This window comes from Nocardia sp. NBC_00511 (assembly GCF_045161165.1).
Classification (GTDB): Bacteria; Actinomycetota; Actinomycetes; order Mycobacteriales; family Mycobacteriaceae; genus Nocardia.
Map to the genome: position 1 here is coordinate 4,282,170 of NZ_CP107849.1, position 24,150 is coordinate 4,306,319.

At 67.9% G+C, this 24,150-nt stretch carries 23 protein-coding genes; 11 read left to right on the top strand and 12 right to left on the bottom strand.

Annotated features, from left to right (window positions below):
• Nucleotides 1-171 precede the first annotated feature (171 nt).
• From OG300_RS20175 to OG300_RS20190, 4 genes are all read left to right on the top strand, one after another.
• Complete coding sequence (locus OG300_RS20175) at nucleotides 172-1,086, top strand: helix-turn-helix domain-containing protein (RefSeq protein WP_405498194.1); 915 nt, start codon at nucleotides 172-174, stop codon at nucleotides 1,084-1,086.
• Between the two features lie 29 nt (nucleotides 1,087-1,115).
• Nucleotides 1,116-1,655, top strand: coding sequence for an NUDIX domain-containing protein (locus OG300_RS20180; protein WP_405498196.1), 540 nt, complete (start codon nucleotides 1,116-1,118; stop codon nucleotides 1,653-1,655).
• Nucleotides 1,656-1,776: 121 nt separating this feature from the next.
• Nucleotides 1,777-2,028 carry a hypothetical protein gene (locus OG300_RS20185; protein WP_405498198.1) on the top strand — a complete coding sequence of 84 codons (252 nt, stop codon included), beginning with the start codon at nucleotides 1,777-1,779 and terminating at the stop codon, nucleotides 2,026-2,028.
• Nucleotides 2,029-2,155: 127 nt separating this feature from the next.
• Complete coding sequence (locus OG300_RS20190; protein ID WP_405498200.1) at nucleotides 2,156-2,629, top strand: flavodoxin family protein; 474 nt, start codon at nucleotides 2,156-2,158, stop codon at nucleotides 2,627-2,629.
• Nucleotides 2,630-2,646: 17 nt separating this feature from the next.
• Here OG300_RS20190 and OG300_RS20195 read toward each other — a convergent pair whose 3' ends face one another.
• Entirely contained in the window at nucleotides 2,647-3,396 is a 750-nt protein-coding gene (locus tag OG300_RS20195) for an SDR family oxidoreductase (RefSeq protein WP_405498202.1), read from the bottom strand.
• 86 nt (nucleotides 3,397-3,482) lie between these two features.
• On the opposite strand from OG300_RS20195, the gene OG300_RS20200 reads away from it, so the two are divergent.
• On the top strand, nucleotides 3,483-4,310 hold the full coding sequence (locus OG300_RS20200) for a helix-turn-helix transcriptional regulator (RefSeq protein ID WP_405498203.1): 828 nt from the start codon (nucleotides 3,483-3,485) through the stop codon (nucleotides 4,308-4,310).
• Nucleotides 4,311-4,458: 148 nt separating this feature from the next.
• The gene (locus tag OG300_RS20205; RefSeq protein ID WP_405498205.1) at nucleotides 4,459-5,631 is read left to right on the top strand and encodes an FAD-dependent monooxygenase; all 1,173 of its coding nucleotides are present in this window, start codon (nucleotides 4,459-4,461) and stop codon (nucleotides 5,629-5,631) included.
• Between the two features lie 153 nt (nucleotides 5,632-5,784).
• Here the strand turns inward: OG300_RS20205 and OG300_RS20210 are convergent, their stop codons facing one another.
• Both OG300_RS20210 and OG300_RS20215 read right to left on the bottom strand, forming a co-directional pair.
• Nucleotides 5,785-6,339: an NADAR family protein gene (locus OG300_RS20210; RefSeq protein WP_405498207.1), complete on the bottom strand. Its 555-nt coding sequence runs from the start codon at nucleotides 6,337-6,339 to the stop codon at nucleotides 5,785-5,787.
• Nucleotides 6,340-6,406: 67 nt separating this feature from the next.
• Nucleotides 6,407-7,552, bottom strand: coding sequence for a hypothetical protein (locus tag OG300_RS20215; protein ID WP_405498209.1), 1,146 nt, complete (start codon nucleotides 7,550-7,552; stop codon nucleotides 6,407-6,409).
• Between the two features lie 268 nt (nucleotides 7,553-7,820).
• Here OG300_RS20215 and OG300_RS20220 point away from each other — a divergent pair, with 268 nt between their 5' ends.
• Together OG300_RS20220 and OG300_RS20225 are read left to right on the top strand one after the other, a co-directional pair.
• Nucleotides 7,821-9,080, top strand: coding sequence for an FAD-dependent oxidoreductase (locus OG300_RS20220; RefSeq protein WP_405498211.1), 1,260 nt, complete (start codon nucleotides 7,821-7,823; stop codon nucleotides 9,078-9,080).
• A 120-nt stretch (nucleotides 9,081-9,200) separates the two neighbouring features.
• Complete coding sequence (locus OG300_RS20225; RefSeq protein ID WP_405498213.1) at nucleotides 9,201-9,989, top strand: SDR family NAD(P)-dependent oxidoreductase; 789 nt, start codon at nucleotides 9,201-9,203, stop codon at nucleotides 9,987-9,989.
• Nucleotides 9,990-10,154: 165 nt separating this feature from the next.
• Here the strand turns inward: OG300_RS20225 and OG300_RS20230 are convergent, their stop codons facing one another.
• Entirely contained in the window at nucleotides 10,155-10,571 is a 417-nt protein-coding gene (locus OG300_RS20230; RefSeq protein ID WP_405498215.1) for a cytochrome c oxidase subunit 4, read from the bottom strand.
• 12 nt (nucleotides 10,572-10,583) lie between these two features.
• Nucleotides 10,584-11,576 carry a cytochrome c oxidase subunit II gene (locus OG300_RS20235; protein ID WP_405498217.1) on the bottom strand — a complete coding sequence of 331 codons (993 nt, stop codon included), beginning with the start codon at nucleotides 11,574-11,576 and terminating at the stop codon, nucleotides 10,584-10,586.
• Nucleotides 11,577-12,121: 545 nt separating this feature from the next.
• On the opposite strand from OG300_RS20235, the gene asnB reads away from it, so the two are divergent.
• Nucleotides 12,122-14,089 carry an asparagine synthase (glutamine-hydrolyzing) gene (gene asnB / locus OG300_RS20240; protein WP_405498219.1) on the top strand — a complete coding sequence of 656 codons (1,968 nt, stop codon included), beginning with the start codon at nucleotides 12,122-12,124 and terminating at the stop codon, nucleotides 14,087-14,089.
• Between the two features lie 196 nt (nucleotides 14,090-14,285).
• Nucleotides 14,286-15,710, top strand: a complete 1,425-nt coding sequence (locus OG300_RS20245) for a DUF1254 domain-containing protein (RefSeq protein WP_405498221.1) — start codon at nucleotides 14,286-14,288, stop codon at nucleotides 15,708-15,710.
• Nucleotides 15,711-15,756: 46 nt separating this feature from the next.
• On the opposite strand, the gene OG300_RS20250 is transcribed toward OG300_RS20245, so the two are convergent.
• Genes OG300_RS20250 through OG300_RS20260 form a run of 3 tightly spaced genes read right to left on the bottom strand, consistent with a single transcriptional unit; the run spans nucleotide 15,757 to nucleotide 18,373 of the window.
• Nucleotides 15,757-16,419 carry a methionine ABC transporter permease gene (locus OG300_RS20250; protein WP_405498612.1) on the bottom strand — a complete coding sequence of 221 codons (663 nt, stop codon included), beginning with the start codon at nucleotides 16,417-16,419 and terminating at the stop codon, nucleotides 15,757-15,759.
• A 20-nt stretch (nucleotides 16,420-16,439) separates the two neighbouring features.
• Nucleotides 16,440-17,501 carry a methionine ABC transporter ATP-binding protein gene (locus OG300_RS20255; protein WP_405498223.1) on the bottom strand — a complete coding sequence of 354 codons (1,062 nt, stop codon included), beginning with the start codon at nucleotides 17,499-17,501 and terminating at the stop codon, nucleotides 16,440-16,442.
• Complete coding sequence (locus OG300_RS20260) at nucleotides 17,498-18,373, bottom strand: MetQ/NlpA family ABC transporter substrate-binding protein (protein ID WP_405498225.1); 876 nt, start codon at nucleotides 18,371-18,373, stop codon at nucleotides 17,498-17,500. The genes OG300_RS20255 and OG300_RS20260 overlap by 4 nt, the downstream gene beginning before the upstream one ends.
• Before the next feature lie 130 nt (nucleotides 18,374-18,503).
• On the opposite strand from OG300_RS20260, the gene OG300_RS20265 reads away from it, so the two are divergent.
• Nucleotides 18,504-19,367: a MetQ/NlpA family ABC transporter substrate-binding protein gene (locus OG300_RS20265; protein WP_405498227.1), complete on the top strand. Its 864-nt coding sequence runs from the start codon at nucleotides 18,504-18,506 to the stop codon at nucleotides 19,365-19,367.
• A gap of 3 nt (nucleotides 19,368-19,370) precedes the next feature.
• Here OG300_RS20265 and OG300_RS20270 read toward each other — a convergent pair whose 3' ends face one another.
• The 4 genes from OG300_RS20270 to cobT form a co-directional block, all read right to left on the bottom strand.
• On the bottom strand, nucleotides 19,371-20,318 hold the full coding sequence (locus OG300_RS20270; RefSeq protein ID WP_405498229.1) for a hypothetical protein: 948 nt from the start codon (nucleotides 20,316-20,318) through the stop codon (nucleotides 19,371-19,373).
• Between the two features lie 41 nt (nucleotides 20,319-20,359).
• Nucleotides 20,360-21,157 (bottom strand): DUF4239 domain-containing protein, encoded by a 798-nt coding sequence (locus OG300_RS20275; protein WP_405498231.1) that lies wholly within the window; start codon nucleotides 21,155-21,157, stop codon nucleotides 20,360-20,362.
• Nucleotides 21,158-21,379: 222 nt separating this feature from the next.
• Nucleotides 21,380-22,126, bottom strand: a complete 747-nt coding sequence (locus tag OG300_RS20280; protein WP_405498233.1) for an adenosylcobinamide-GDP ribazoletransferase — start codon at nucleotides 22,124-22,126, stop codon at nucleotides 21,380-21,382.
• Nucleotides 22,127-22,213: 87 nt separating this feature from the next.
• Nucleotides 22,214-24,115: a nicotinate-nucleotide--dimethylbenzimidazole phosphoribosyltransferase gene (gene cobT, locus OG300_RS20285; RefSeq protein ID WP_405498235.1), complete on the bottom strand. Its 1,902-nt coding sequence runs from the start codon at nucleotides 24,113-24,115 to the stop codon at nucleotides 22,214-22,216.
• Nucleotides 24,116-24,150: the final 35 nt, after the last annotated feature.

Genomic DNA, 24,150 nt, shown 5'->3' on the forward strand with positions numbered 1-24,150 from the left:
CGAATATTCGACGCTATTGTTCGATAATGTGACACCGACATTAGGTCGGAGTCCGGGCACGGTCAATACCCGCGCGCCGATTGCCTTGCCGCCCACGCCCACTCAGCGGGACGCCCGATACGATCTCCCCGACCTCCGGTACCGCCGGACCCGAACGCAGCAGGGATCGACTTGCCTGAATCCACCACCGCCCCAGCAGCTTCCGAGCCCGGAACCGACCCCGCGGCGGCCGGTGCGGGCACGGCGGCCTCACCGCCGACCCACCGCGTGGTGCAGGCCATCGAACTGCTGTCGCGGCACCCGGGTGAACAGCTCTCCCTCGCCCGCATCGTGCGGGCCACCGGCATGTCCCGCGCCACCGCGCACGCCGTGCTCACCCAGCTCACCGCCGACGGCTGGACCGTGCGTGACACCGAGGGCAACTACGGGCTGGGACTGGGCCTGCTGACGGTGGCCCGGCGCGCCGAATTCGCGTTCCCGCTGCGGCGACTCGCCCTGGGCGCGCTGCGCGAACTGTCCACCACCCACCGGGTGCCGGTGTTCCTGGCCGAGCGCGAACGCGACGCCATCGTCATCACCGAGGTGATCGGCAGCCCGTCGGTGCCGTGGATCCGCCCGGCCCGCCGCATGCCCTTCGCACCGCCGGTCGCCCGCGAATTCGTCGCCTGGGCACCGCGATCCGAGCGCGACGCCTGGCTGGCCGCCGCCGATCCGGCGCATCGCCCGCGCCTGGCCGCGGTCCTGGACGCCATCGCCGAGCGCGGCTACTCGGTGGAACGCCTCGCCGACGAATCCGCGCCCATGCTCGAGGCGCTGGCCACGCTGCGCCACTCCCCCGTCACCGATCCGCTGCGACACCGCCTCAGCGCCATGATCACCGAGCTGATCACCATCGACTATCTGCCCGACGAACTCGGCGAGCACAATGCCGTGGTCTCCATCGCGGCCCCGATCTTCGCCGCCGACGGCACCGTCATCGCCTCCCTGGTCGCCTGCCCCGACACCAACCTGTCCGCGACCCGCCTGCACGATCTGGCCACCGCCACCATCACCGCCGCCGCCTCGGTAACCGCCCGCCGCGCCTGAAACCGACCCCGGTCGGGCAGGATCGGGGGATGGAAACGGTGAGCTCGCGCCAGCTGTACTCGAATCGGTGGATCTCGGTCCGGGAGGACGTGATTCGACGCGCCGACGGTGAGGACGCGCTGTACGCGGTGGTGGAGAAATCCGACTTCGCGATCGTGATCCCGCAGGACGGCGAACGCTTCCACCTGGTCGAGCAGTACCGGTATCCACTTGCCCGCCGCTGCTGGGAATTTCCGGGCGGCTCGGTCGCCGGATCCGTGGACCCGATCGAGGTGGCGCGACAGGAACTGCGCGAGGAAACCGGTCTGCGCGCCGCCCACCTGCTCGCCCTGGGCCGCATCGCCCCCGCCCCCGCGACCTCCACCCACTACGGCCACATCGTGCTGGCCACCGACCTGACCGAGGGCCCGCACGAACGCGAACCCGAGGAACAGGACATGCGCTCGGCCTGGTTCACCCGCGCCGAACTGGAGACCATGCTCACCGACGGCGCCATCGTCGACGCGCAATCCGTTGCGGCATACGCACTTCTACTGCTGCACGAAAGGCGCGTTGCGGCCGAATCCTGAAGATGAGCTGAAGATACGCAGAAGAAACGGCACCGGCCTATCGATCGTCACCTACGCAGCGTTCACTGAGGCTGCACGGTCCAACGATCAGGGCCGGGGGCTGATCACGTGGATCGTATTGATGCCCAACACCATACGAGAAGTGATCGATATGCCGAGGAAACTCGCCCGAATACTGCTGATCACCGCCCTGATCACCGCCCCGATACTCACCGCCGGACTGGCCGACGCCCAGCCCGCCCCGGCACCGGCCGCGGTGGTCACCCCGGCCCACGCCGACTGGTGGTTCGACCACCACTGCCGGCAGATGCACGAATGGTGGCACCCCCGCTGCCAGCGCGACACCGGCGACATGTGGCACCACGACGGGTAGCGAAAAGCCGGACGCCACAGCCGCTTCGGCGACCCGTGCGCCCCATCACAATCCGACTACGTCAGCACTCGCCTCAGTAGGCTTCGATCATCACCACCATGAACTCGGGGAATCAAGGAGTGCTGATATGAAGACCATCATCGTGTGCAAGTCGACGTCCCACGGCAACACCAGGAAGATCGCCGATGTGATCGGCGGGGTACTGGGCGCGCAGGTCGTCGACCCCGCGGAGATCGACGCGGCCGGGCTCGCCTCCTACGATTTCGTGGGATTCGGCTCGGGGGTCCGCAATATGGACTTCTACCGAGAGCTGCGAGAGTTCGTCGCTTCGCTCCCCGAGGGACAGCGCGCCAAGGCATTCGTCTTCAACACCAGCGGCTTCCCCGAACCTCCGTTCCGCCGCTACCAGCACAACTTCACAGAATCCCTCGAGCAGAAGGGTTTCGAGATCGTCGACACCTTCTCCTGCTACGGGTACGACACCTTCCTGCCGCTGATGATCGTCGGCGGAGTCCGCAAGGGTCACCCGAACGCCACCGACCTGGAGGCGGCACGCACGTTCGCCGAGGGCCTGCGCACCCGGATCGACTCCACCCCCTGAGCTCGGTCGACGGGCACTCACCAGTCGATGCGGCCGTACTCCTGCTCGCCGCCCCAGAGATAACCCCAGTGCTCCCCCGACGGACCGTCGTCGGGCAGGGTCGCCAGGTACACGCTGGGGTACGCACCCTGTTCGACCGTCCGGAATCCGGTGTGGCCGTTGAGGTCTGTGTCGGTGTAGCCGGGGTTGGCGGCGTTCACCTTGATCGGGGTGTCCTCCAGTTCGAGGGCGTAGAGGACGGTCACCATGTTGACCGCCGTCTTGGACGAGCCGTACGGAATCGCCCCGATCATCCCGCGCATGGGACTGTTCGGGTCGGTGCGCATGGTCAGGGAGCCGACTTCGCTGGAGACGTTCACGATTCGCGCGGCCGGGGCGCGCCGCAGCAGTGGCAGTAGGGCATTGGTGACGGCGAACAGCCCGAAGACGTTGGTTTCGTACACCTTTCGCAGCATCTCCACGGTTCCCGAGGACGGCTTGCCGTCGCCTTCGAGACCGCCGGTGATGGCGGCATTGTTGATCAGCACGTCCAACGTGCCGAATTCGGTGTCGACGCGGGCGGCGGCGGCCGCGATCGATTCCGCGTCGGTCACGTCGAGTTGGATGAAACGCACGTCCGCGCCATCGGCCCGGAGTTTGTCCGCCGCCACCTGGCCGAGCCGCGGATCGCGGGCTGCCAGCAGCACGGTCATGCCGCGTGCGGCGAGCTGTCGGGCCGTCTCGAAGCCGATTCCCTTGTTGGCCCCGGTGATGAGTGCTGTCGTCATGGGATGAGCTTCGCGCCGCGAAGGTTCCGGTGGGAGGACCAGTTTGTACCACCCGGGTTCGCGTCCGGCGGTCCACACTGGAGGGCATGCCCGACAGGAACGAATTCGCGGCCTTTCTGCGCTCCCGGCGAGCCCGGCTGACCCCCGTCGAGGTCGGGCTGCCCGATGGGCTCAACCGCCGCACCCCCGGGCTGCGCCGTCAGGAAGTCGCCCAGCTGGCGGGCATTTCGGTCGACTACTACATCCGGATGGAGCAGGCGCGCGGGGCGAAGCCGTCGCGGCAGGTCCTCGCCGCGCTGGCTCGCGCGCTGCTGCTGACCACCGACGAGCGCGCCTACCTGTTCCGGATGGCCGGGGACAGCGCACCCGCAGTGACCGGGCCGAATCACACGGTGCCGCAGGCGGTTCGGACCATTCTCGACGCCCTCACCACGCCCGCCTACGTGGTCGACGCGACCTACGAGATCCTGGCCTGGAACCAGTCGGCGGTCCCGTTCATCGGCGACCTCGACTCGATGCCGCGCCGCGAGCGCAATATGGTCCGGTGGATGTTCCGCACCGCGGCCTACCATCCGCAGTGGGCGGACGGCGAGACCCAGGAGTTCGCCCGCTCCACCGTCGCCGACCTGCGCGCCGCCTGCGCCCGCTATCCCGGCCATCCGGCACTGGCCGAGCTGGTCACCGAATTGCTGGGCACCGCACCGCGTTTCGCCGCCATGTGGGCGACACACGATGTCTCGGTGCGCCGCACGCACCGCAAACACATCGAGCATCCCGAGCTGGGGCAGCTGGATTTCGAATGCCAGGTGCTGCACATCTCCGACTCCGATCTGCGCATGATCGTCTACTGCGCGGAACCAGGCAGTAGCACGGCCGCAGTGTTCGACTCCCTCATCGCGCGCGCCGCGCACTGACGGCGACCCCGGTCGCGACCGGCGCGAATCATCTGCCAACATTCGTTGGCCAACAACCGTTGACATAGCTGCGACCCGGTCGTATCGTTCTTATCAACAGACGTTGGCCAACAGATGTTGGCAAGAATGAGTTCCACTAGGAGTCGTCATGAACACCGTCCCCGCCACCGCTCAGGTCGTCATCGTCGGCGCGGGCCCCGCCGGGCTTACCGCGGGCATCGTGCTCGCCGACGCCGGTGCCGACGTGGTGCTGCTCGACAAGCTCGCCGAGGGCGCGAACACCTCGCGCGCCGTGGTCATCCACGCCCGCACCCTCGAGGTGTTGAAGAAACTCGACCTCGCCGATCAGGTCATCGAGGCCGGAAATGTGGTGCCGCGCTTCGTGATGCGCGACGGCGACCAGGTGCTGGCCCGGGTCGACTTCGGCGACCTGCCCACCGAATACCCCTACACCGTGATGCTCGGCCAGGAGCACACCGAGGCGATCCTGCTGGCGCGCTTGGAGAAGGCGGGCGGCCGGGTGTACCGGCACTGCGAGGTCACCGCCGCGACCCAGGACGACGACGCCGTCACCGTCGACTACACCGACGCGGACGGCGCCGCGAATTCTGTTCGCGCACAGTGGGTCATCGGCACCGACGGCATGCACAGCACCATTCGCGAGGCGGCCGGAATCGGCTTCACCGGCGCTTCGTACCCGGAATCCTTCGTGCTGGCCGACATTCACATGAGCTGGCCGGACCCTCGCGACGAGGTCTCGATGATCCTCTCCCCCGCGGGCCCCACCATCGTCGCGCCGCTGCCCGACCCGGCCGGCGACCGCTTCCGCATCGTCTCCACCGTGGCCGAGGCCCCGGAGCACCCGGACCTCCCCTACGTCCAGGCCCTCCTCGACGACCGCCGCCCCGGCGCGAAAGCCGAAGTCCACGAGATCGTCTGGAGCTCACGCTTCCGCGTGCACCACCGCCTCGCCGACCACTACCGCGCCGGTCGCGTCTTCCTGGCCGGGGACGCCGCCCACGTACACAGTCCGGCGGGCGGCCAGGGCATGAACACCGGCATCCAGGACGCCGCCCTGCTGGGCCGCCTGCTCGCCGCCGTCCTCGCCGGAACCCCCGCCACCACCCTCGACACCTACGAAACCACCCGCCGCCCGGTCGCATTGGGCGTGGTCACCTTCACCGACCGGATGACCCGCATGGCCACCCTGCGCCCCCGCCCGGCCCGCGCCGTGCGAAACCTGTTGATCAGCACCGCGACCCGGGTCCCCGCCGTCCGCCACGCCCTCGCCTATCAGCTGTCGGAACTCGCCAACCGCTGAGAACCCCGGCGCGACAACACGATCAGGGAGTTGTCACCGCACGAAATCGTCCGGCGGATTCCGAGCCGATGCGACCTCTCGATCAGGAGGTCGTATCGGCTCGAATCCGTTGGGCGTATTTCCCGGTGAGACGGCTCCCTGATCGTATTCGCGTCAGGGGTGGCGGGCGGGGGCCAGCGCGGTGCGGGCTTCCATCAGGGCGAAGCCGAGCAGGTTCTCACCGCGCCAGGTGGCCGGGTCGGCGGCGGCGGGATTGTCCGCGCCCAGGCCGATGCCCCAGATGGTGTCGCGGGGCGCGGCCTCGACGAGGACCTTGCCCTCGGTGGCGAGCAGGAACTCGCGCAGCGCGTCGTGCTGGCCGAATTTGGCGATGCTGCCGCGCAATACGATGTCGTAGCGGTGCGCCTCCCAGGTGTCCTGGTCGAAACCGGTCACCGCGCGGCCGAGGCGCTTGGCGTCTGCGGGCGTCTCGGCGGCCAGGACGCGGGCGCGCATGTCCTCGTCACCGAACAGTCGGGCCTTCTCCGCCATCATGAAATGCTCGGCGCTGCCGTAGGTCTGGCCGTCGACGGTGAAGTCCACCGGCCACCACTGGCTCATCACCCACTTGCCGACCTCGTGACCCGGGGTGCGGGTGTGCCCCCAGAAGAAGAGGAATTCCGGTCTCGATCCCGTCGCCATCTCGGCTGTCAGCCGCGCCCTGTCCACGCGGCCGACCCTAGCGGACTCGGGCGACACTTTCCGCTGGGTATCGCGCCACACCGGCGGACGCGCCTCAGCTCGACAGCGCGCGCAGGCGGGCCATCATCTCGGCGGGTGGGTGGTCGCGCACCCGGTAGCGCGGCGGGTCGTATTCGGCGGCCAATCGCAGCGGCAGCAGCCCGGCCACGGCGTCCCAGTCCACCCGGAAGACATCCCCGTCGCCGGTGACGAAGCAGATGAAATCGGCCCTGGGCAACAGATTCACGTCACCGTCGGTCCAGGAGGTCATGGTGTACTCGGCGCCGTCGGGCGCGCGCACATGCAGCAGCTCCATGATCGCGCCCTCACGTTCGGGGAAGGCGCGTAGCTTCTCGGTCTGGCCGCGGTAGGCGCTGACCGCGAGCTGGGTCTGCGCGTGCCGCACCGCGGCCCAGGCCGGGTGCTCCGGCTCGACCTCGAGCGGCGCGAGCTCCCCGTGCTCGTCGAGGGTGTACGGCACCGTCGACAGCGGCCGCAGCGCCGCCGAGTACCGCTCCTCGGCCAGCGACATCAGCTGCACCAGCACCGCGGGCGACGCCCCGAACGCCACGAACATCCCCAGGTGCCCGGGTAGGAAAACCAGTGGGCGCGTACCGCTCCGGGCCTCGGCCCCGGCCAGCCAGCCCGCCACCAGCGGTAGCGAACCGACATAGCTCTCACCGTCGTCGTCGGCGAACTCCATCACCCGCACACCCTCGGACGGTTCGAAGGCCGCCAGGGTGTTCATGGCCAGGTCGGTCAGGTTGGTGTGCGCGATGGTGTACACCTTGTCGGCGTCCACGCCCCAGGTCGAAAGATCTTGCCGGGTAACGAATTGCACGGTGCTGGGCAGATCGATCACCACCAGCTCCGACAGGAACGGCAGCGCCGGGCGAGCCAGCACCAGATCGTCGCGCGGGTCGACCCCCGCCATTTGGACCCGCTCGTATCCCGCCTTGCGCAGCACCGGACGTAGTCGAGGCGCGACCTGCTCCCAGGTGTCGGGAGCCGGGGGCGGCAGCAGCAGATCGTCCACCGCGTCGAACAGACCGGGCCCGGTCTTCCCGTCGAAGCGCCGGTAGAGCGTGCCGAGATTCAGCTTGGCGGCATAGCCATTGCGTAGCTGATAGCTGATCTCGTAGTGCTCAGCGTCGAATTCGGCCGCGGCCACCGCCGGATAGGCCCGGACCTGTTCCAACACCTTCCGGCCGAACCGATTTCGCGCCGAACCGAACAATCCACCCAAGAAGCTCACCGCACACCGCCCAGGAAACTTGTGACACCCCACCCAGGAAACCCCATGCGCCGGACTGTACGCCCGCGCACTGACAGCACTATCCGGCTAACTTCCAGGGAACCAGACCGCCGAGGACGGAAACCCGCTGTTCACAAGGCATCCGCGCCCCGCTCACTGAGACGGCTGTCCAACTACGAGCACAACCCGCGTGACTATGGTTAGCTGTAGCGCCATGAGCACGCCCGTCTCCATCCTCACCGAGGAATTCCTGCCCCGCGATACCGCGGATGTGGTTCGGACCGTTCGGGATTCACGACGATCGACGAAACCCCTGATCATCCGGGGTGGGGAACGTCCGGACGACGAGCTCGCACTGCCCGATCACAGCAGTGTGCTGAGCCTGCGCAAGATGAACCGGGTACAGGTGGTCGACGCCGACGCCAGGACCGTCCGGGTGCAGGCGGGGGCTCGACTCTCCGATATCGACCGCACCCTCGGCGGGCACGGACTCGGACTGCCGATCGTCGGCGACCATCGAGACATCACGGCGGGTGGATTCGCGGCAGTGGGCGGGCTGTCGGCGGCATCGCACCGGTTCGGCATGTTCAGCGACAATGTGGCAGAACTCGAATACGTCGATCAGGACGGACGATTCGGCACCTGCGGGCGCACCCATCACACCGAGCGCTTCCGGCGCATCCTGGGCGGCGGCGGCCGCACCGGCATCATCACCGCGCTCACCCTCGAGGTGACCGATGTCGACAAGGACCGCACCTGGCTCACCACCGACGCGCACCGCTTCCTGGACTTCGACACCTGGGTGGAGCACTCCTACAAGGAGATTCAGTCCCCCGGTGACTCCATGCTGCAGGTGGGCCGCTGGATCGACACCGCACCCCTGAAGGTGGGCCGACCGGTCGGCACCGGCACCGTACAGCTGGGCACCGTGCGCTTCGGCCAGTGGTCGAGCCTGCACCCCACCACCCCCAACCTCTCGCTGCGCGCCCGCCGCGAGGTCGGCGCGCGCGCCCGAAAGTCGCTGGGCGCCATCGCCGCCTCGGCGGGCGGCCGCGCCGGTATGCCGGTCCGCAATGCCGCCGCGGGCGCGCTCATGTTCGCTCCGAAGGTGCTGACGCTGCGCGACGCGGAGTACCTGGCCGACACCGTCATCAGCTCCTCGGAACGCGGAGCGGCCTACCGTGTCTCGCTCTTCGCACCCATGTCGAACTACGCGCGGGTCTTCCACGGCCTGCACGACCTGTTTGCCGGACACCGCGAACGGACCGGTTGCTTCACCGTCATCTCGGCCATGACCTATGGCGTGCGCTCGCGCTACCTGCGCGAACTCGACAACGAGGAGCACGGGTTCATCACCTTCACCTGCCGTTTGCGGCCGGCCGCGCTGCCCTCGGAACTGTTGCGGGACATCGTTTCCGGAATCGACGAGATCTGCGTCGCCGAACGGGCCCGGCGTTATGACCCGACCGATTAGAATGTGTTCCGCCGCACCCCCAGCAACCGGATAGCAGCCGGGGGCGCGGTCGTATCGGTGCTGTCGGCGGGGTACCGGTGCATGGTTCATGCTCATTCGTTAGCGAAGGTTGCCTGTCCCATGATCGATTTTCGTGCTGCCCGCCGCCCCCGCTCCGCCGGAACTCTCGCGGGTGAAAAACTGTCCATCGCCGGTAAACGCATTGTCGTCACCGACGCCAACTCCGACATCGGCCGCGAAACCGCCCGACTATTGGGCACGCACGGCGCCGAGGTGATCCTGGTGTCGCGCAACGGAGCCCAACTGGTCGACGAATGCGCCGACATCATCCAGGCAGGGGGCCGGGCGCATTGGTTCCGCTGCGATCTGTCCGCCCTGGGCGACGTCGACCAACTGGTCGAATGGCTGCTCACCGAGTTCGACACCATCGATGTCCTCGTCAACAACACCGGACGGCCCACGCGGCGTCCGGTGTTGCAGTCTCTGGACCGCTTCCGCGACTACCAGCGCACCATGGCCGCCTGCTATTTCGGCCCGCTGCGCCTGACCCTGGGCCTGCTGCCCGCCATGCTGGCCGGTGGTTCCGGGCAGGTGGTGAACGTCGGCCCGCTGGGCGATTGCACCACTCCCACACCCAATTTCGCCTCCTACGCCAGCGCGCAGGCGGCCTGGACCACCTTCAGCCAGTGCGCCGACGCGGAACTGTCCCCGCGCGGCATCCACGTCACCTCGGTCACCTATCCGACCCTGCGGCCGGACGCCGACACCGCGGATCGGGCCGAGGCGGCGCGCAGCATCGAGACCGCCATCCTCGAACGCCCCACCGCATTGCCCGCGCGCTTCCCGCGCACCCTGCTCGGCACCATGGGCCCACGCACCAACCGTCTCAAACACGCCCTGGGCATCTGACCCGCTAGTGATCCGATGAGGGGAAGGCGGGGCCGCCCGGAGGACGCGCGGGCGACCCCGCCTTTCGAAAACCCGGCTCCGCCAACCTCGTCGCATCGGCCCCCGCGAACAGCGAAGCGCCCCACCCGGATTCGGATGGGGCGCTTCGAAGTAGAGCCGTGAGAGCTAGTGCTTCTCCGGTCCCAGGTGGTACTCGAACACCAGACCGCCCGCGGCGACCAGGATGCAGGCCACCCCGATGCCGATCAGCCAGAACTGGAAGAACGCGAGGCCCAGGGCGGTGATGGAACCCGCACCGGCCAGCAGGATGGGCCAGAACGAACCGGGCGAGAAGAAGCCCAGGTCACCGGCGCCGTCCACGATCTCCGCGTCCTCGAAGTCCTCGGGACGCAGGTCCAGTCGACGAGCCACGAAGCGGAAGTAGGTCGCCACGATCAGCGCCAGGCCCGCGGTCAGGATGATGGCGGTGGTACCCGCCCACTCGACGCCGGTGCGGGACTTGCCGGTGAAGTAGGCGTAGACCACACCCACGATCACGAAGAAGACCGTGAGCAGTTCGAAGATGCGAGCTTCGACCTTCATGTCAGTTCATCCTCACTTCGCGTCGGCGAGTTCGTTACCACGCGCGGTGCGCTTGGTGTTGAACGGCTTGGTGGTGGTGGCCACGGGCGATTCACCGATGTCGATCAGAGCCTGCGCGTTGGTCTCGCCGTCCTGACGCGCCTTCAGGTACTTCTGGAAGTTCTCCGGGGTGACCGCGCGGACCTCGAAGTTCATCATCGAGTGGAAAGTACCGCACATCTCGGCGCAGCGGCCGACGAAGGCACCCGTCTTGTCGATCTGCGTGATCTGGAAGACGTTGTCGGAGTTGTTCTGCTTCGGGTTCGGCATCACGTCACGCTTGAACAGGAACTCCGGCACCCAGAAGGAGTGGATGACGTCCGCGGCGGCCAGCTGGAACTCGATGTTCTTGCCGGTCGGCAGGACCAGGACCGGGATCTCGTCGGAGGTGCCGACGGTCTCGACCTTGTCGTAGTTCAGGTACGAGATGTCATTGGCGGGCAGACCGTTGTTCGGTCCGGGCTGCGGGTGCCCGTCCTTGGTCCGCTCCTTGTACTCGTCGCGGGTCTGGGTGTTCACGTCCTGGCGGGCGTGGTCGACACCGTCGTAGCTGCTGCCGTCGGGCAGGGTCACGTGCTGGTAGCCGAACTTCCAGTTCCATTGGAACGCGGTCACATCGACCACGACGTCCGGGTTGCCGACCTTCTCGTGCACGTAGTTCTGCACGACCACGGTGAAGTAGAACAGCACCGCGATGATCACGAACGGGATCGCCGTGTAGCTGAGCTCCAGCGGCACGTTGTAACCGGTCTGCCGCGGGAACTCCGGGGAGTCCGGCCGCTTGCGGTGGAACGCGATGGTCCAGAACGTCAGACCCCAGACCAGCACGCCCATCGCGAGGGCGGCCAGCACGGACCACGTCCACAGCTCGCGCATCCGGGTGGCCTGCGGGGTGATACCCGAGGGCCAACCGAACCGCAGCCACGGGTTGTCGATCGAGCAGCCGGAGACGAGCATCGCGGTCATCCCCAAGGACACCGCCAGTCCGGCCCGCCGAAGGATGCGGCCTCGCCGACCCCGGGCGGGTCGTGCCCCAATCGCCTCGCTCGTCTTGTGCGCCACGCTCAACGCCTTCCTGGTCGTCATTCCGACACCGCGCCACCCGGACTCCCGTCCGCCGGGCGGCACAACTTCAGCACAGTTCTGGGCCTCGGGCAGAGTACGCGCGAACGCGAAAACAACCCTGAGAGTTTCCCAAGTACTACGCAGCGTAGACCAAAGAACGCCCCCCGTTGTGATCGGGTCCGCTTCGACACGGCGCTATTTGCCCTCCGCTTCGCTCCGGGCGTGTTCGCGGCCCTCTGACCTCGGTCTTCCCTCCCTCCACTCCTCCGCTTCGCTCCCCCGTTCCGGTCAGTCCAGACCGAGGCGGGCCGCGAACCGTGAATGTTTCGACATGGCAGGGTTACTCAGGGGCCTGCGGCATGCCCTGTCGATGGGCCGTGCGGCATACTCAGGCAGTAGATTTCGTGTCCTGCAGGTACCTATTCCGGAAAGAGGTTCTCGGCTCAGTGTGTGGACTGCTCGGATTTCTGACAGCTGACACGGCGACTACCCCCGACGGACGGACGGCGGAATCCGTTGCGGCACAGGTGTTCGAGGCGCTGCACTGCCAGCGCCATCGCGGCCCCGACGAGAAGGGCACCTGGAACGACGAACGGATGATCTTCGGGTTCAACCGCCTGTCGATCATCGATATCGAGCATTCGCACCAGCCGCTGCGCTGGGGCCCGCCGGAGAACCCGGAGCGCTATGCCCTCGCCTTCAACGGCGAGATCTACAACTACCTGGAACTGCGCGAGCAGCTGAAGGCCGAGCACGGCGCGGAATTCGGCGATGAGCCGATGTTCCGCACCGAGGGTGACTCCGAGGCCATCGTCGCCGCCTTCCACTACTGGGGCACCAAGGCCCCCGCCAAGCTGCGCGGCATGTTCGCGTTCGCGATCTGGGACACCCAGCTCCACAAGCTGTTCATCGCGCGCGACCCGTTCGGCATCAAGCCGCTGTTCCTGGCCACCGGCGCGGGCGGCACCGCCTTCTCCAGCGAGAAGAAGAGCCTGCTGGAACTGCTTCCGGCGCTGGAGCTTTCCGCCGACCTGGACCCGCGCGCGCTCGAGCACTACACGGTGCTGCAGTACGTGCCCGAGGCCGAGACCCTGCACAAGGACATCCGCCGCCTCGAATCCGGTTGCTACGCCTGGGTCGAGCCCGGCGAGGCCCCGCGCGTCACCCGCTACTTCAACCCGCAGTTCCGAGTGCAGAAGTTCGCGGCGGGCTCCGAAGCCAAGCGCTACAAGGAGATCGCGGACGCCCTGGAGGACTCCGTCGCCAAGCACATGCGCGCGGACGTCACCGTCGGCGCGTTCCTCTCCGGCGGCATCGACTCCACCGCGACCGCGGCGCTGGCCATCCGGCACAACCCGAACCTGCTCACCTTCACCTCCGCCTTCGAGCGCGAGGGCTACTCGGAGGCCGACGTGGCCGCCGAGACCGCCGCCGCCATCGGCGCCAAGCACTACGTGCGCATGGTCTCCCCCGAGGAGTACGCGGCCGCCATCCCCGAAATCGTCTGGTACCTCGACGAACCCGTGGCCGACCCGGCGCTGGTGCCGCTGTACTTCGTGGCCAAGGAGGCCCGCAAGCACGTCAAGGTGGTGCTCTCCGGCGAGGGCGCCGACGAGCTGTTCGGCGGCTACACCATCTACCGGGAGCCGTTGTCGCTCAAGCCCTTCGAGTTCCTGCCGCGCGGCGTGCGCAAGCTGGCGGGCAAGCTCTCCGACCGGATTCCGGAGGGCACCCGCGGCAAGAGCCTGCTGCACCGCGGCTCGATGACCCTGGAGGAGCGCTACTACGGCAACGCCCGCAGCTTCAACGACGCCCAGCTGCGTTCGGTGCTGCGCGAGTTCCGCCCCGAGTGGACCCACCGCGACGTCACCGCCCCCATCTACGCCATGCAGGGCTACGACTGGGATCCGGTGGCGCGCATGCAGCATCTGGACCTGTTCACCTGGCTGCGCGGCGACATCCTGGTCAAGGCCGACAAGATGACCATGGCCAACTCCCTGGAACTGCGGGTGCCGTTCCTGGACCCGGAGGTCTTCAAGGTCGCCGAGAAGATCCCGGTCGAGCAGAAGATCACCAAGGACACCACCAAATACGCGCTGCGCCAGGCACTCACCGATATCGTGCCGCCGCATGTGCTCAACCGCGCCAAGCTCGGTTTCCCGGTGCCGCTGCGGCACTGGCTGCGCGGGCCGGAACTCTACGACTGGGCGCGCACCCAGATCAACGAGTCCAACACCGATCACCTGCTGAACAAGCAGGCGATTCTGGCCATGCTGGAAGCCCACCGCACCGGGCCGCTGGATCACAGCCGCCGACTGTGGACGCTGCTGATCTTCATGATCTGGCACGGCATCTTCGTCGAGGACCGCATCAAGCCCGAGATCCAGGAGCCGGTGTACCCGGTCAACCTCTGAGCCATCGCTGTTCCGAGGGAGCGCCTTCCGACGTGGAGGGCGCTCCTTTCGTTTTCCGTACTGGACACTCCCGCGACGCAACCGGCTTCGCGGTGGTCACAGCCCTAAAATGACCCGCGAACGATCGGTAACCGATGAGTTGCTGACGTCGAGCCCGTGGTCAGCGCTGACCCCTCCGGAAAAGGAATCGGTAGCAATGGATTTCCCGTCGAACGACGTCACCGGACAGTTCGCGAGTATCTCCCGGCGCAGGGCGCTGGGGCTCGGCGTGGCCGCCTTCACGGCGCTGGGTGCGAGCGCCTGCGGGAAGTCCGACAGCGCCGGATCCTCGGGCTCGACCACCGCGGCCAGCGACCCCAAGGTGGTCGCCGCCGACGCCTACGTCTTCGGCTACCCACTGGTCCTGATGGACGTCACCCGCGAAACCGGCGGTCCGGCAAACCAATTGGTGCATCAGAACCCACCCACCCCCGACGACAAGCAGGTGGTCCGGCTCAACCTCGACACCCTCTACTCGCAGGCCTGGCTGGATCTGCGCGCCGAACCGATGGTGTTGCAGGTGCCCGCCATCGAACCCGGCCGCTACTGGCTGATGCAGCTGATGGACGCCTGGACCAATACCGTCCACGATCCCGGCAGCGCCGATCAGGACCTCGACCCGGGTGCGTCCGGGCCGCCCTACACCTACCTGATCACCGGCCCCGGCTGGAACGGCACCGTGCCCGCGGGCCTCACCCGGCTGGCCATGCCGACCCCCGTCACCTGGCTGCTGGGCCGCATCGAATACCAGGGCGGCAACGACATCGAGCATGTGCGCGAACTCCAGCAGCAGATGAAGCTGGCCCCGCTCAGTGTCTGGAAGGCCGACCCGAGCGCCGTACGGGGCGGTCCGGGCGCGAAGGCGGCGGGCGGCGGTGTCCCCGCCCAGATGGTGGCACAGATGGACGGGCGCACCTTCTTCGGTCGCATGTGCGCGGTGATGGCGATCAATCCGCCCGCCACCGACGACGCCGGGGCCATGAAGCGCTTCGCCACTCTCGGCATCAAACCCGGTGGCAATGTCGACGGCCAACCGGCCGACCTGCTCAACTCGGCCGGCGCCGATGCCCGTAAGCAGGTGCTGGCCTACCGGGATCCGCAGGCGCGCAACCAGAACGGCTGGAGCTTCGACCTCAATGTCGGCACCTACGGCACCAACTATCCGCTGCGCGCTCAGGTCGCCGCGATCGGTCTCGGCGCGAACCTCCCCAAGGACGCCGTCTACCCGACGCTGAAGGGCACGGCCGACGGCGGCAGCCGCTACCGGATCACCTTCGCCGAGGGGCAATTACCGCCGGTGGACGCCTTCTGGTCGATCACCGCCTACGACGGCCAGAGCTACCTGGTCCAGAATCCCGCCCAGATCTACTCGGTGGGCCACCTGGTCCCGGTCACCCCCGGACCCGACGGCAGTGTCGAAATCGCTGTTCAGAGCGCCGATCCCGGCTCCGAGGTCCCCGCCGGGCAGTGGCTGCCCATCCCCGACACCGGCCAGTTCTCCCTCACCCTGCGCCTCTACTCCCCCAAAACCGCGGTCCTCAACAACAAGTGGGAGATCCCGGTCCTGCGCAAACTCGACTGACCCGAACGTGCGCGGCCGCCACGGACTTCCGTGACGGCCGCGCCGCCTACCGCCGCAAAACCTTGCGCGCCAGCCAGTTTCCGAGGAACTGCACCCCCTGCACCCCCGCGATGATGATCAACGTCGCCACCAGCGTCACCTGCCAGTCGAACCGCTGATATCCGTACACCAGCGCGAAGTCCCCCAACCCGCCACCGCCCACCGTGCCCGCCATCGCCGACATGTCGACAATCGCGATCACGACGAACGTGTACCCGAGTACCAAGGGCCCCAACGCCTCCGGAATCAACAGCGTGAGGATGATCCGCACCGGCCCGGCCCCCATGGCCCGCGCCGCCTCGATCACCCCCGGATCCACCGTCACCAGATTCTGCTCGACGATCCGAGCGATCCCGAACGACGCCGCCACGATCATCACGAACACCGCGGCATCCGTCCCGATGGTCGTCCCGATCACCTTCAACGTCACCGGCCCCAACGCCGCCAGCAGAATGATGAACGGAATCGGCCGCACCACATTCACCAGCACATTGAGCACCAGATTCAGTGGCGCACTGGACAACAGCCCGCCTTTGCGAGTGGCGTAGAGCAAGGTCCCGAGCCCCAACCCGATGACGCCACCGACCAGGAAGGTCACGCCCACCAGATAGACAGTGGTCCCGATGGCCTCACTCAATACCGGCCGCAACCGCCCCCAATCGGTAGGCACCGCAGCCAGAACAGTCGCATTCACGCCGACCTCCGATCATCGACCTCGACCGAACTGACCAGCACGGCACCGTCACCCAATCGCTCGGCGGCTGCATCGACCGCCTCGGGCGGGCCGTGCAGGGCGAGGGTGAGGCTGCCGAAGGTTTTGTCCTGCAAGGCGCTTACGCCGCCGTAGACGATCTCGAAGCGCACTCCGGCCGCCACGGCCGCGGCGAGTGCCTCTCCGACGCCGTGCTCGTCGTCGACGGCCACCGTGACCAACCGGCCGCCGTGCCGCTGCTCGAGCCGCCGCAGTTCTTCGGTGTCGGGCCGGTTGCGCAGCACCGTCTCCACGAACGAGCGGGTGGGCGCGGCGGCCGGAGCCGCGAAAACGTCGAAGGTGTCGGCCAATTCGACGATGCGCCCCTCGGCCAGCACCGCCACCCGGTCGGCGACGGCGCGGATCACATCCATCTCGTGGGTGATGACCACGATGGTCACGCCCAACTCGCGGTTGATCTTCTTCAACAGGCGCAGCACCTCGCCCGTCGTCTCCGGGTCGAGGGCCGAGGTGGCCTCGTCGGCGAGCAGCAGGGCGGGTGAGGTGGCCAGCGCGCGGGCGATGCCCACGCGCTGCTTCTGGCCGCCGGAGAGCTGGTCGGGGTAGCTGCGCGCCTTGTCCGAAAGGCCCACGAATTCCAGGAGTTCGGCCACTCGCGCCTTGCGCCGCGCGCGTGGCCAGCCCGCCACCTTCAGGGGGTATTCGATGTTCCCGGCCGCCGTCCGCGAGCGGAACAGGTTGAACTGCTGGAACACCATGCCGATATCGCGGCGCAGCTGCCGCACCCGGGACTCCGGGACCCCGGTGACGGGGCTCCCGGAGATCAGGACGGTGCCGCTGGTCGGCTTCTCCAGGGCGTTGATCAGCCGCACCAGGGTGCTCTTGCCCGCCCCGGAATAGCCGATCACGCCGAAGATCTCACCGTGCTCGATGCGGAGATCGATGCTGTCCAGGGCGGTCTGGCTTTGCTTGCCGGTCTGGAAAACCTTGGTGACCGAACGGAATTCGACCGCCGCTGGCTCGGACTGCTCCGCGCTCACTTGGTTTCGCGGATGGTCTGCTGCACCCGCGACAGGATCTGCTCGAGGTCGGGCCCACTCTTGGTGACCTCCAGCGCGGTGCCTTTGGAGTCCTCCTGCACCGACTTCTGCACCTCGGGGCCGTGGAAGATGTCCACCAGCTTCAGATAGGTGGGGTTGGTCTTGTCGGCGGCGCGGGTCACGAAGGCATTGATGTACGGTTCCGCGACCGGGCTGCTCGGATCATCCTTGTACAGCGCGGTTTTCGGGTCGATGCCGGACTTGAGCAGGAAGGTGTTGTTGATGACCGACCCGTCCACCGATTCCAGCGACAGCGCGGTCTGCGCCGCGTCCACCGCGGTCACCTTCACCTTGGAGGAGCCCTTGTCGATATCGGCGGGCGTCAGCTGCTTGACGTTGCCCGAGATCTTCAGCAGTCCCGCCGCCTGCAACACGAACAGCGCCCGCGCCTGGTTGGTGGGATCGTTGGGCACCGCGATCTCCCCGCCCTGCGGGATCTCGGCGAGCGTCTTGTGCTTTTTGGAGTACAGCCCCAGCGGCACGATCTGGGTCGCCCCGATCGGTGTCAGATCCTGGTTGTTGGCCACGTTGTACTGCCCCAGGAATTGCAGGTGCTGGAACAGATTCACGTCGATCTGCTTCTGCGCCAACGCGATATTCGGCTGCGAATAGTCCGAGTAGTGGACGATGTCGAGGTTGATGCCCTGCTCTTTGGCCTTGTCCTTGAACACGTCCCAGTGCGGATCGGATTCGGTGGTGCCGATGCGCACCGTGTTGCCGCCAGCGCTGTCGTTGCTGCCGCAGGCCGTGAGGGTGAGGCTCGCGACGGCTGCTACCAGGACCGGGATCGCCAGTACCCGATGGAATTTCACTCGTGCTCCCGCATGTAGGTGGAAATCGAACCCGGCCATGCAACCGTGCGGGCAACCGGCGAGCAATGATTGTGATCGCGGGGAATCAAAGCCTTCCGGTATTACCGTCCGCACACCTACGGTGCGTGAAATGCGAAAACTGCGCCGTTTCCTGGCGATTCCGGTCCTGCTCGCGCTCGCCCTACCCGCGGCGTGTGGCCGGGAACACCCCGGCGATGTGGTCCGCATCGGTGTGAACGATCTCGCACAGCCACACTGGGACGTGTTCAAGACCAAGGCCGCCGCGGCGGGCATCACGGTGAAGTTCACCAACTTCACCGACTACAACCAGCCCAATCCCGCTCTCTCGCAAGGCCAGATCGACCTCAACAAGTTCCAGCACGTCCGTTACCTGGCCAACTACAACGCCCGCAACAACGACACCCTGGTCCCGATCGGCGCGACGGAGATCTACCCGCTGGGCCTGTACTCCAAGAAGCACCGCTCGGTCACCGAGATCCCGCAGGGCGGCGAGATCACCCTGAGCAATAATCCGGCGAATCAGGTGCGGCCACTGCTGAATCTGGCCGCCGCGGGCCTGATCACCCTGAGGAACGGCCCGTCCTGGGATTCGAAGCTCGAGGACGTCGACAAGGCCGCCTCCCGCGTCCGCCTCACCCCCATCGACCCGACCCTGACCGCGTCCTCCCTCGACAGCGTGGACGCCGCCTATGTCGACGACACCTGGGCGCGCCAGGCGGGTCTCACCAACGATCAGATCATCTACACCGATGACCCGAAGCGCCCGGACCTGGCCCAGTACATCAATATCTTCGCCGCCCGCGCCGCCGACCAGGGCAACCCCACCTACCTGAAACTGGTGCAGATCTACCACGATCCGGACGTCGAGGCCGCGATCAAGGCCGAGGCCGGATTCCAGGGCATCTTCGAGACCACCCCGGTCGACCAGCTGCGCGCCACCGCCACCCAGCTGGAGACCGCGTTCCGCAAGTAGTGCTCAGCCGCGCCGTCGGCGACCCGACTTGGCACGAGCGGCGGCGATGATGGTGAGGACCATGACCGTCATGATCTGCAACGACGTCCAATTCACCGGTTCGGGCTGGGGAACCTGGGCGGCCACGGGTACGGGCGGGTGCGGCACTACCGGTTTCGGGGGAATCGGAACAACCGGCGGAATCACCTCGGGTACCGGTGGGATCACGGCGACCGGCGCCGCGACCGGGACCACAGCGGCCGGAGCCTTCGGAATCTCCAGTGGGATACCGGGTTCCGGTGCGTTGGGGATCGGGAGCAGCAGCATGCAGGTGAGCAGCGCACTGCCGGTCATCGCGCTGCCGACCACGACACTGCCCGCGCCCGCCGAGCCGGGACCGACCAGCCCGCTGGAGCCGAGGATGAATCCCGGACCGATGAGGCCCGAGCCCAGATTGCTGCCGGTGAGCAGTCCCAGCCCCAGGACCGCGCTGCCGACGACCGCGCTGCCCGCGCAGGCCGTCACGACGCTGCCGGAGTCCAGACCCGCCAGACCGCCGAGCGTATTCGGTGCCGCCGCAACCGGTGTCGGTGTCGCCGGGGCGAGGTCGACCGGTGGCGGCTCCGGTCTCGGTACCGGCGCCTCGGCCCGCGGGCTGCCGGTGGCGATATGCGTCGCCGACCGGCTCGGGTTCAGGCCGAGCGAACTGCCCGAGCTCGCACCGCCCCCGCCCGATCCCGAGGCGCTGCCGGAATAGCTGCTCCCGGTACCGAGTCCGAGCGAGCTGCCTGTCGGCGCGTCGATCGGTCCCGCGCCGGGGTCCGGAGCCGCACTGCCGCTGAAGATCTCACCGATCTGCGGTAGGTCCGGATCCGCGTGTGCCACCTCTGCGTGGACCGTGAGCAATGCCGCGGCCAGTGGAACCGCGGTTGCCGCCGCGAATCGACTTGCCGCCCTGTGTGTGCGCGTCACCCTGCCTCCGAAAGCCGTGTGCGAGTTACTTCTTCGGCGCGTCAGCGCGGGTTGGTGCTCATGGCCGAGGTATTGGAGTCGGCGATGTGCTGGAAGCGGGCCAGGGCCAGTTCGTAGGCGTCCTTGGAGACGTGGTTGCCGCCGGAGAACGGTTGATCGAGCTGATAGACGGCCACGATGACCGCGCCGATCACCACGCCGAACAGGCCGGTCATGATCACGCTGCGCTTGGTGACGACCACGCCGGAGAACACCGTCCCGAACAGCAGCATGACCGTCGAGAACCAGAGCGCCACATAGAGGAAGCCGGGCAGTCGGTACGAGGCATCCAGGCCGCGGTCGTATCGCGCGTCCGAGATTCCGTCGACCGCCGTGGACGCCTTGTCCTGCAACGACTTGGCATTGTCATCGGTGGTGGGCAGCGCCGAGACGGCCGCCCGCAGATCGTCGAGGGTGGACTGGGTGGCCGGACTCAGCCGCCGCTGCTTGTCCATCGTCTGCCATTCCTCGCCGATCACCTGCTTGGTGTAGTCACGCACCAGCCCCTGGATCTGCGTACGGTCCTGCGCGGGCAGATCATTGGCGGTCTCGTACACGGTGACCAGCGCCTTGCCCTCGGCCACGGTATGGCCGTGCGAATCGTCGTACTGCTGCCACAGGATCACCACCACGAAGGCGACGATGGCCGCGAAGAACATATTCACCAGATCGAGCATCATGGTGCCCGCGCCCGCGTCGTCCTCGTGCCGCCAGGACGCCGGTCGCAGCCGATCCCCGACCAGGAATACGACCACCGCCACCACCGCGAAACCCACCAGCACACCCAGCTGCAACACCATCGCGCGACTCCATCTCCGGGCCCGGGCACTTCGATCACGAAGTATTCGCAGCCACTGGATGGTCGGATTGCCCCCGATTCACATTGGGCAACTATTCTGCGACACCCATTTCACTTGCGCATGAACGGAAATCGAGCCCCAGCGGTCTCACAGCGCCCTCGATCCCGACCGGTCGGATCCAGACGAATCGACCCCGACTCCAGCCCAGCGAACCGGTTGCGACTACACCCCGAAGGTCAGAATCCCCGCCGCGACAGCCACACTCACCTCGAGCGCCGCCCCCAGCACATCCCCATTGAGCCCACCGAACCGCCGCACGCAATGCCGCACCAGCACCCCCGCCAACCCCAGCGCGGCGAACACGGCCACCGGCCCCTGCCAATGATCCCCGGTAGCGAATACCGCTGCCACCAAGGCGATCCCACTCCACACCACACCCGCGGCCACCGGCTGCGTCCCCGCCACCAGCGCCCCGAACCCCGCCCCCGGCGCAGCCTCGATCCCCCGCCGACAAGCCAGCACGACCGCCACCCGCCCCACCGCGACAGCCACCACCACCGCCAACCATCGCCCCGCCCCCGCCAGCGCCGCGAACGAAACCGCCTGCACCGCAATGGCAAAAACCAACGCCGCCACCCCGAACGGCCCCGCGCCCCCACTCTTCATGATCTCCCGAGCCCGCTCCGGCGGCCCATAACTCCCCAGCCCATCCATGGTGTCCGCCAGCCCATCGATGTGCATCCCCCGCGTGATCAGCGCCAGCCCTGCCACCGCCACGAACCCCGCCAAAAGCCAAGGCGCCCCGGCCAACCCCAACACCCACACGAGCCCGGCCGTAGCGCACCCCAGCAGGATCCCCACGGCAGGCGCCCACCCGATCGCCCGCGCAGCCGCCGCCCGATCAACCTCCTCCGGCCCCCGCACCGGCAACACCGTCAACCACGAGAGAGCCAGCCGAATCCCGTTCACCGCAGCCCCTCCGCCACGACGCTGACCCGCAGCCGGGACCCACCAGCTCCGAAAAGTGGTGCGCGGGCCAGGGATCCGGCGGCGGGGTCAGGCACCTTCGGGTTCGCTCGCGTCGGCGGTGCTGACTCCGGCTTCTGCGAAAGTCGCCATGTCGGTGAGGGTGGCGACGGCGGCGCGCAGCAGCGGGAGGGCGGCGACCGCGCCGGAGCCTTCGCCGAGGCGCATGCTCATGTCGACCAGGGGCTCGAGTTCGAGGCGGGTCAGGGCGATGGTGTGCGACGGCTCGCTGGAGCGGTGGCCCGCCACCCACCAGGCGCGTGCGCCCGGGGCCAGCTGGTCGGCGACCAGGGCAGCCGCGGTGACCACGACGCCGTCGAGGATTACCGGGGTGCGGCGGGCGGCGGCACGGGCCAGGAAGCCCGCCATGGCCGCGAAGTCCGCGCCGGATGCGGTGCGCAGCAACGCGACCGGATCCTTCACCACCGGGCGGGCCCGCCACATGGCGTCACGGATGGCGGCGGTCTTGCGGATCCAGCCCGCGTCGTCGACTCCGGTGCCACGGCCGACAGCGACGACCGGCTCGGTGTCGGTGATGGACGCGATCAGCACGGTGGCGGGTGTGGTGTTGCCGATGCCCATATCCCCGGCGATCAGCAGATCCGCGCCGCCGTCGATCTCCTCGTCGGCGATGGTGGCTCCGGCCGCCAGCGCCGCCTGCACCTCCGCCTCGGTGAGCGCGTCCTCCCGGTCGATGGCCCCACTGGACCGCCGCACCTTGTGCCGCGAAATCTCCGGTGCCGTATCCCCCTGCACCGCAATGTCTTCCACCCGCACACTCGCGTCGGCCAACCGCGCCAGCACGTTCACCGCCGCCCCGCCGTGCAGGAAGTTGGCGACCATCTGCCCGGTCACCTCACTCGGGTACGCCGACACCCCGTGCTGCGCCACCCCGTGATCCCCCGCGAACACCACAACCCGCGCCCGCTCGAACTGCTTGGGCGGGCACACACCCTGACACGCCGCCACCCAGTTCGCCAGCGTCTCCAACCGCCCCAGCGCCCCGGCCGGCTTGGTCAACTGCAACTGCCGCTCCTGAGCCGCAGCCCGCGCCACCGCATCCGGCGACCCGACCGGCCCGAACGAAATCCGCACCGGCTTGGTCAACACCGGCGCAGCCGAAACCTCGGCACTCGCATCGGAAGTCGCGGCAGCGGGTTCGGTCGCCGCGACTTCGTCGACCCGTTCGTCCGCGAGCGCCGCGACGGGCACCACGGCAACGACCTCCGTCACGCCGGCCGCGCCGCTGGATACCGCGATATCCGGCACCGAGTCGGCCGCCTGCACCGGAACACCCTGCCCCGCAGCCTGATCGGCCACCACGCCGGCGACCTGCACCGAATCAGCGACCGGCGCAGCGGAACCCAGCACCACCTCCGCGACCCGGTCCGGCTTCACCCGCATGGCCTGCCCGGCCACCACCAGGAAAACCTCGTCGCACACCGAAGCCAGCTGCTGGTTCAGCGTCCCGATCTCATCACGGAACAGCCGCCCCACATCGGTCGCGGGCACCACGCCCAGCCCGACCTCGGGGCTGACGATCACCAGCCGCTCCTGATACCCCGCGACCGCCGCGACCAACGCCGCCATATCCGGCGCGATGGTCCCGCGCGGCGCGTCCCACGCCGCGTGCGCGTCGATCCGCCCGGCCAGCCACGTCCCCAGATCGTCGACCAGCGTCGCCGGAGTGGCCTCGCGCAGCACCTCGACCGGGTCGGCCTCGACGACATCCCATTCCGCGGGTCGCCGCGTGCGATGCGCCGCAATGCGTTCGGCGAAGTCGGCATCGGCGGGATCCACCACCGCGGTGGCTACATACCGCACCGCCCCGGACGAGACCAGCTGTTCCGCGAAGGCCGACTTGCCGGACCGGGCGCCACCGAGCACCAGGGTCCGCAGCGGCCGATCGGTTGTCTGAGCAGTGTGCGACACGTCAGCACGGTATCAATCGAAGCTGTGCCACGGAC

Excerpts from the sequence above, each read along its gene's own strand:
- OG300_RS20220 (WP_405498211.1), top strand. The coding sequence starts at position 7,821 with ATGAGCACGCCCGTCTCCATCCTCACCGAGGAATTCCTGCCCCGCGAT.
- OG300_RS20185 (WP_405498198.1), top strand. The coding sequence starts at position 1,777 with ATGCCCAACACCATACGAGAAGTGATCGATATGCCGAGGAAACTCGCC.
- OG300_RS20245 (WP_405498221.1), top strand. The coding sequence starts at position 14,286 with ATGGATTTCCCGTCGAACGACGTCACCGGACAGTTCGCGAGTATCTCC.
- OG300_RS20275 (WP_405498231.1), bottom strand. The coding sequence starts at position 21,157 with ATGGTGTTGCAGCTGGGTGTGCTGGTGGGTTTCGCGGTGGTGGCGGTG.
- OG300_RS20195 (WP_405498202.1), bottom strand. The coding sequence starts at position 3,396 with ATGACGACAGCACTCATCACCGGGGCCAACAAGGGAATCGGCTTCGAG.
- OG300_RS20205 (WP_405498205.1), top strand. The coding sequence starts at position 4,459 with ATGAACACCGTCCCCGCCACCGCTCAGGTCGTCATCGTCGGCGCGGGC.
- OG300_RS20265 (WP_405498227.1), top strand. The coding sequence starts at position 18,504 with ATGCGAAAACTGCGCCGTTTCCTGGCGATTCCGGTCCTGCTCGCGCTC.
- OG300_RS20235 (WP_405498217.1), bottom strand. The coding sequence starts at position 11,576 with ATGACCGCGATGCTCGTCTCCGGCTGCTCGATCGACAACCCGTGGCTG.
- OG300_RS20190 (WP_405498200.1), top strand. The coding sequence starts at position 2,156 with ATGAAGACCATCATCGTGTGCAAGTCGACGTCCCACGGCAACACCAGG.
- OG300_RS20225 (WP_405498213.1), top strand. The coding sequence starts at position 9,201 with ATGATCGATTTTCGTGCTGCCCGCCGCCCCCGCTCCGCCGGAACTCTC.
- OG300_RS20180 (WP_405498196.1), top strand. The coding sequence starts at position 1,116 with ATGGAAACGGTGAGCTCGCGCCAGCTGTACTCGAATCGGTGGATCTCG.
- OG300_RS20200 (WP_405498203.1), top strand. The coding sequence starts at position 3,483 with ATGCCCGACAGGAACGAATTCGCGGCCTTTCTGCGCTCCCGGCGAGCC.
- OG300_RS20230 (WP_405498215.1), bottom strand. The coding sequence starts at position 10,571 with ATGAAGGTCGAAGCTCGCATCTTCGAACTGCTCACGGTCTTCTTCGTG.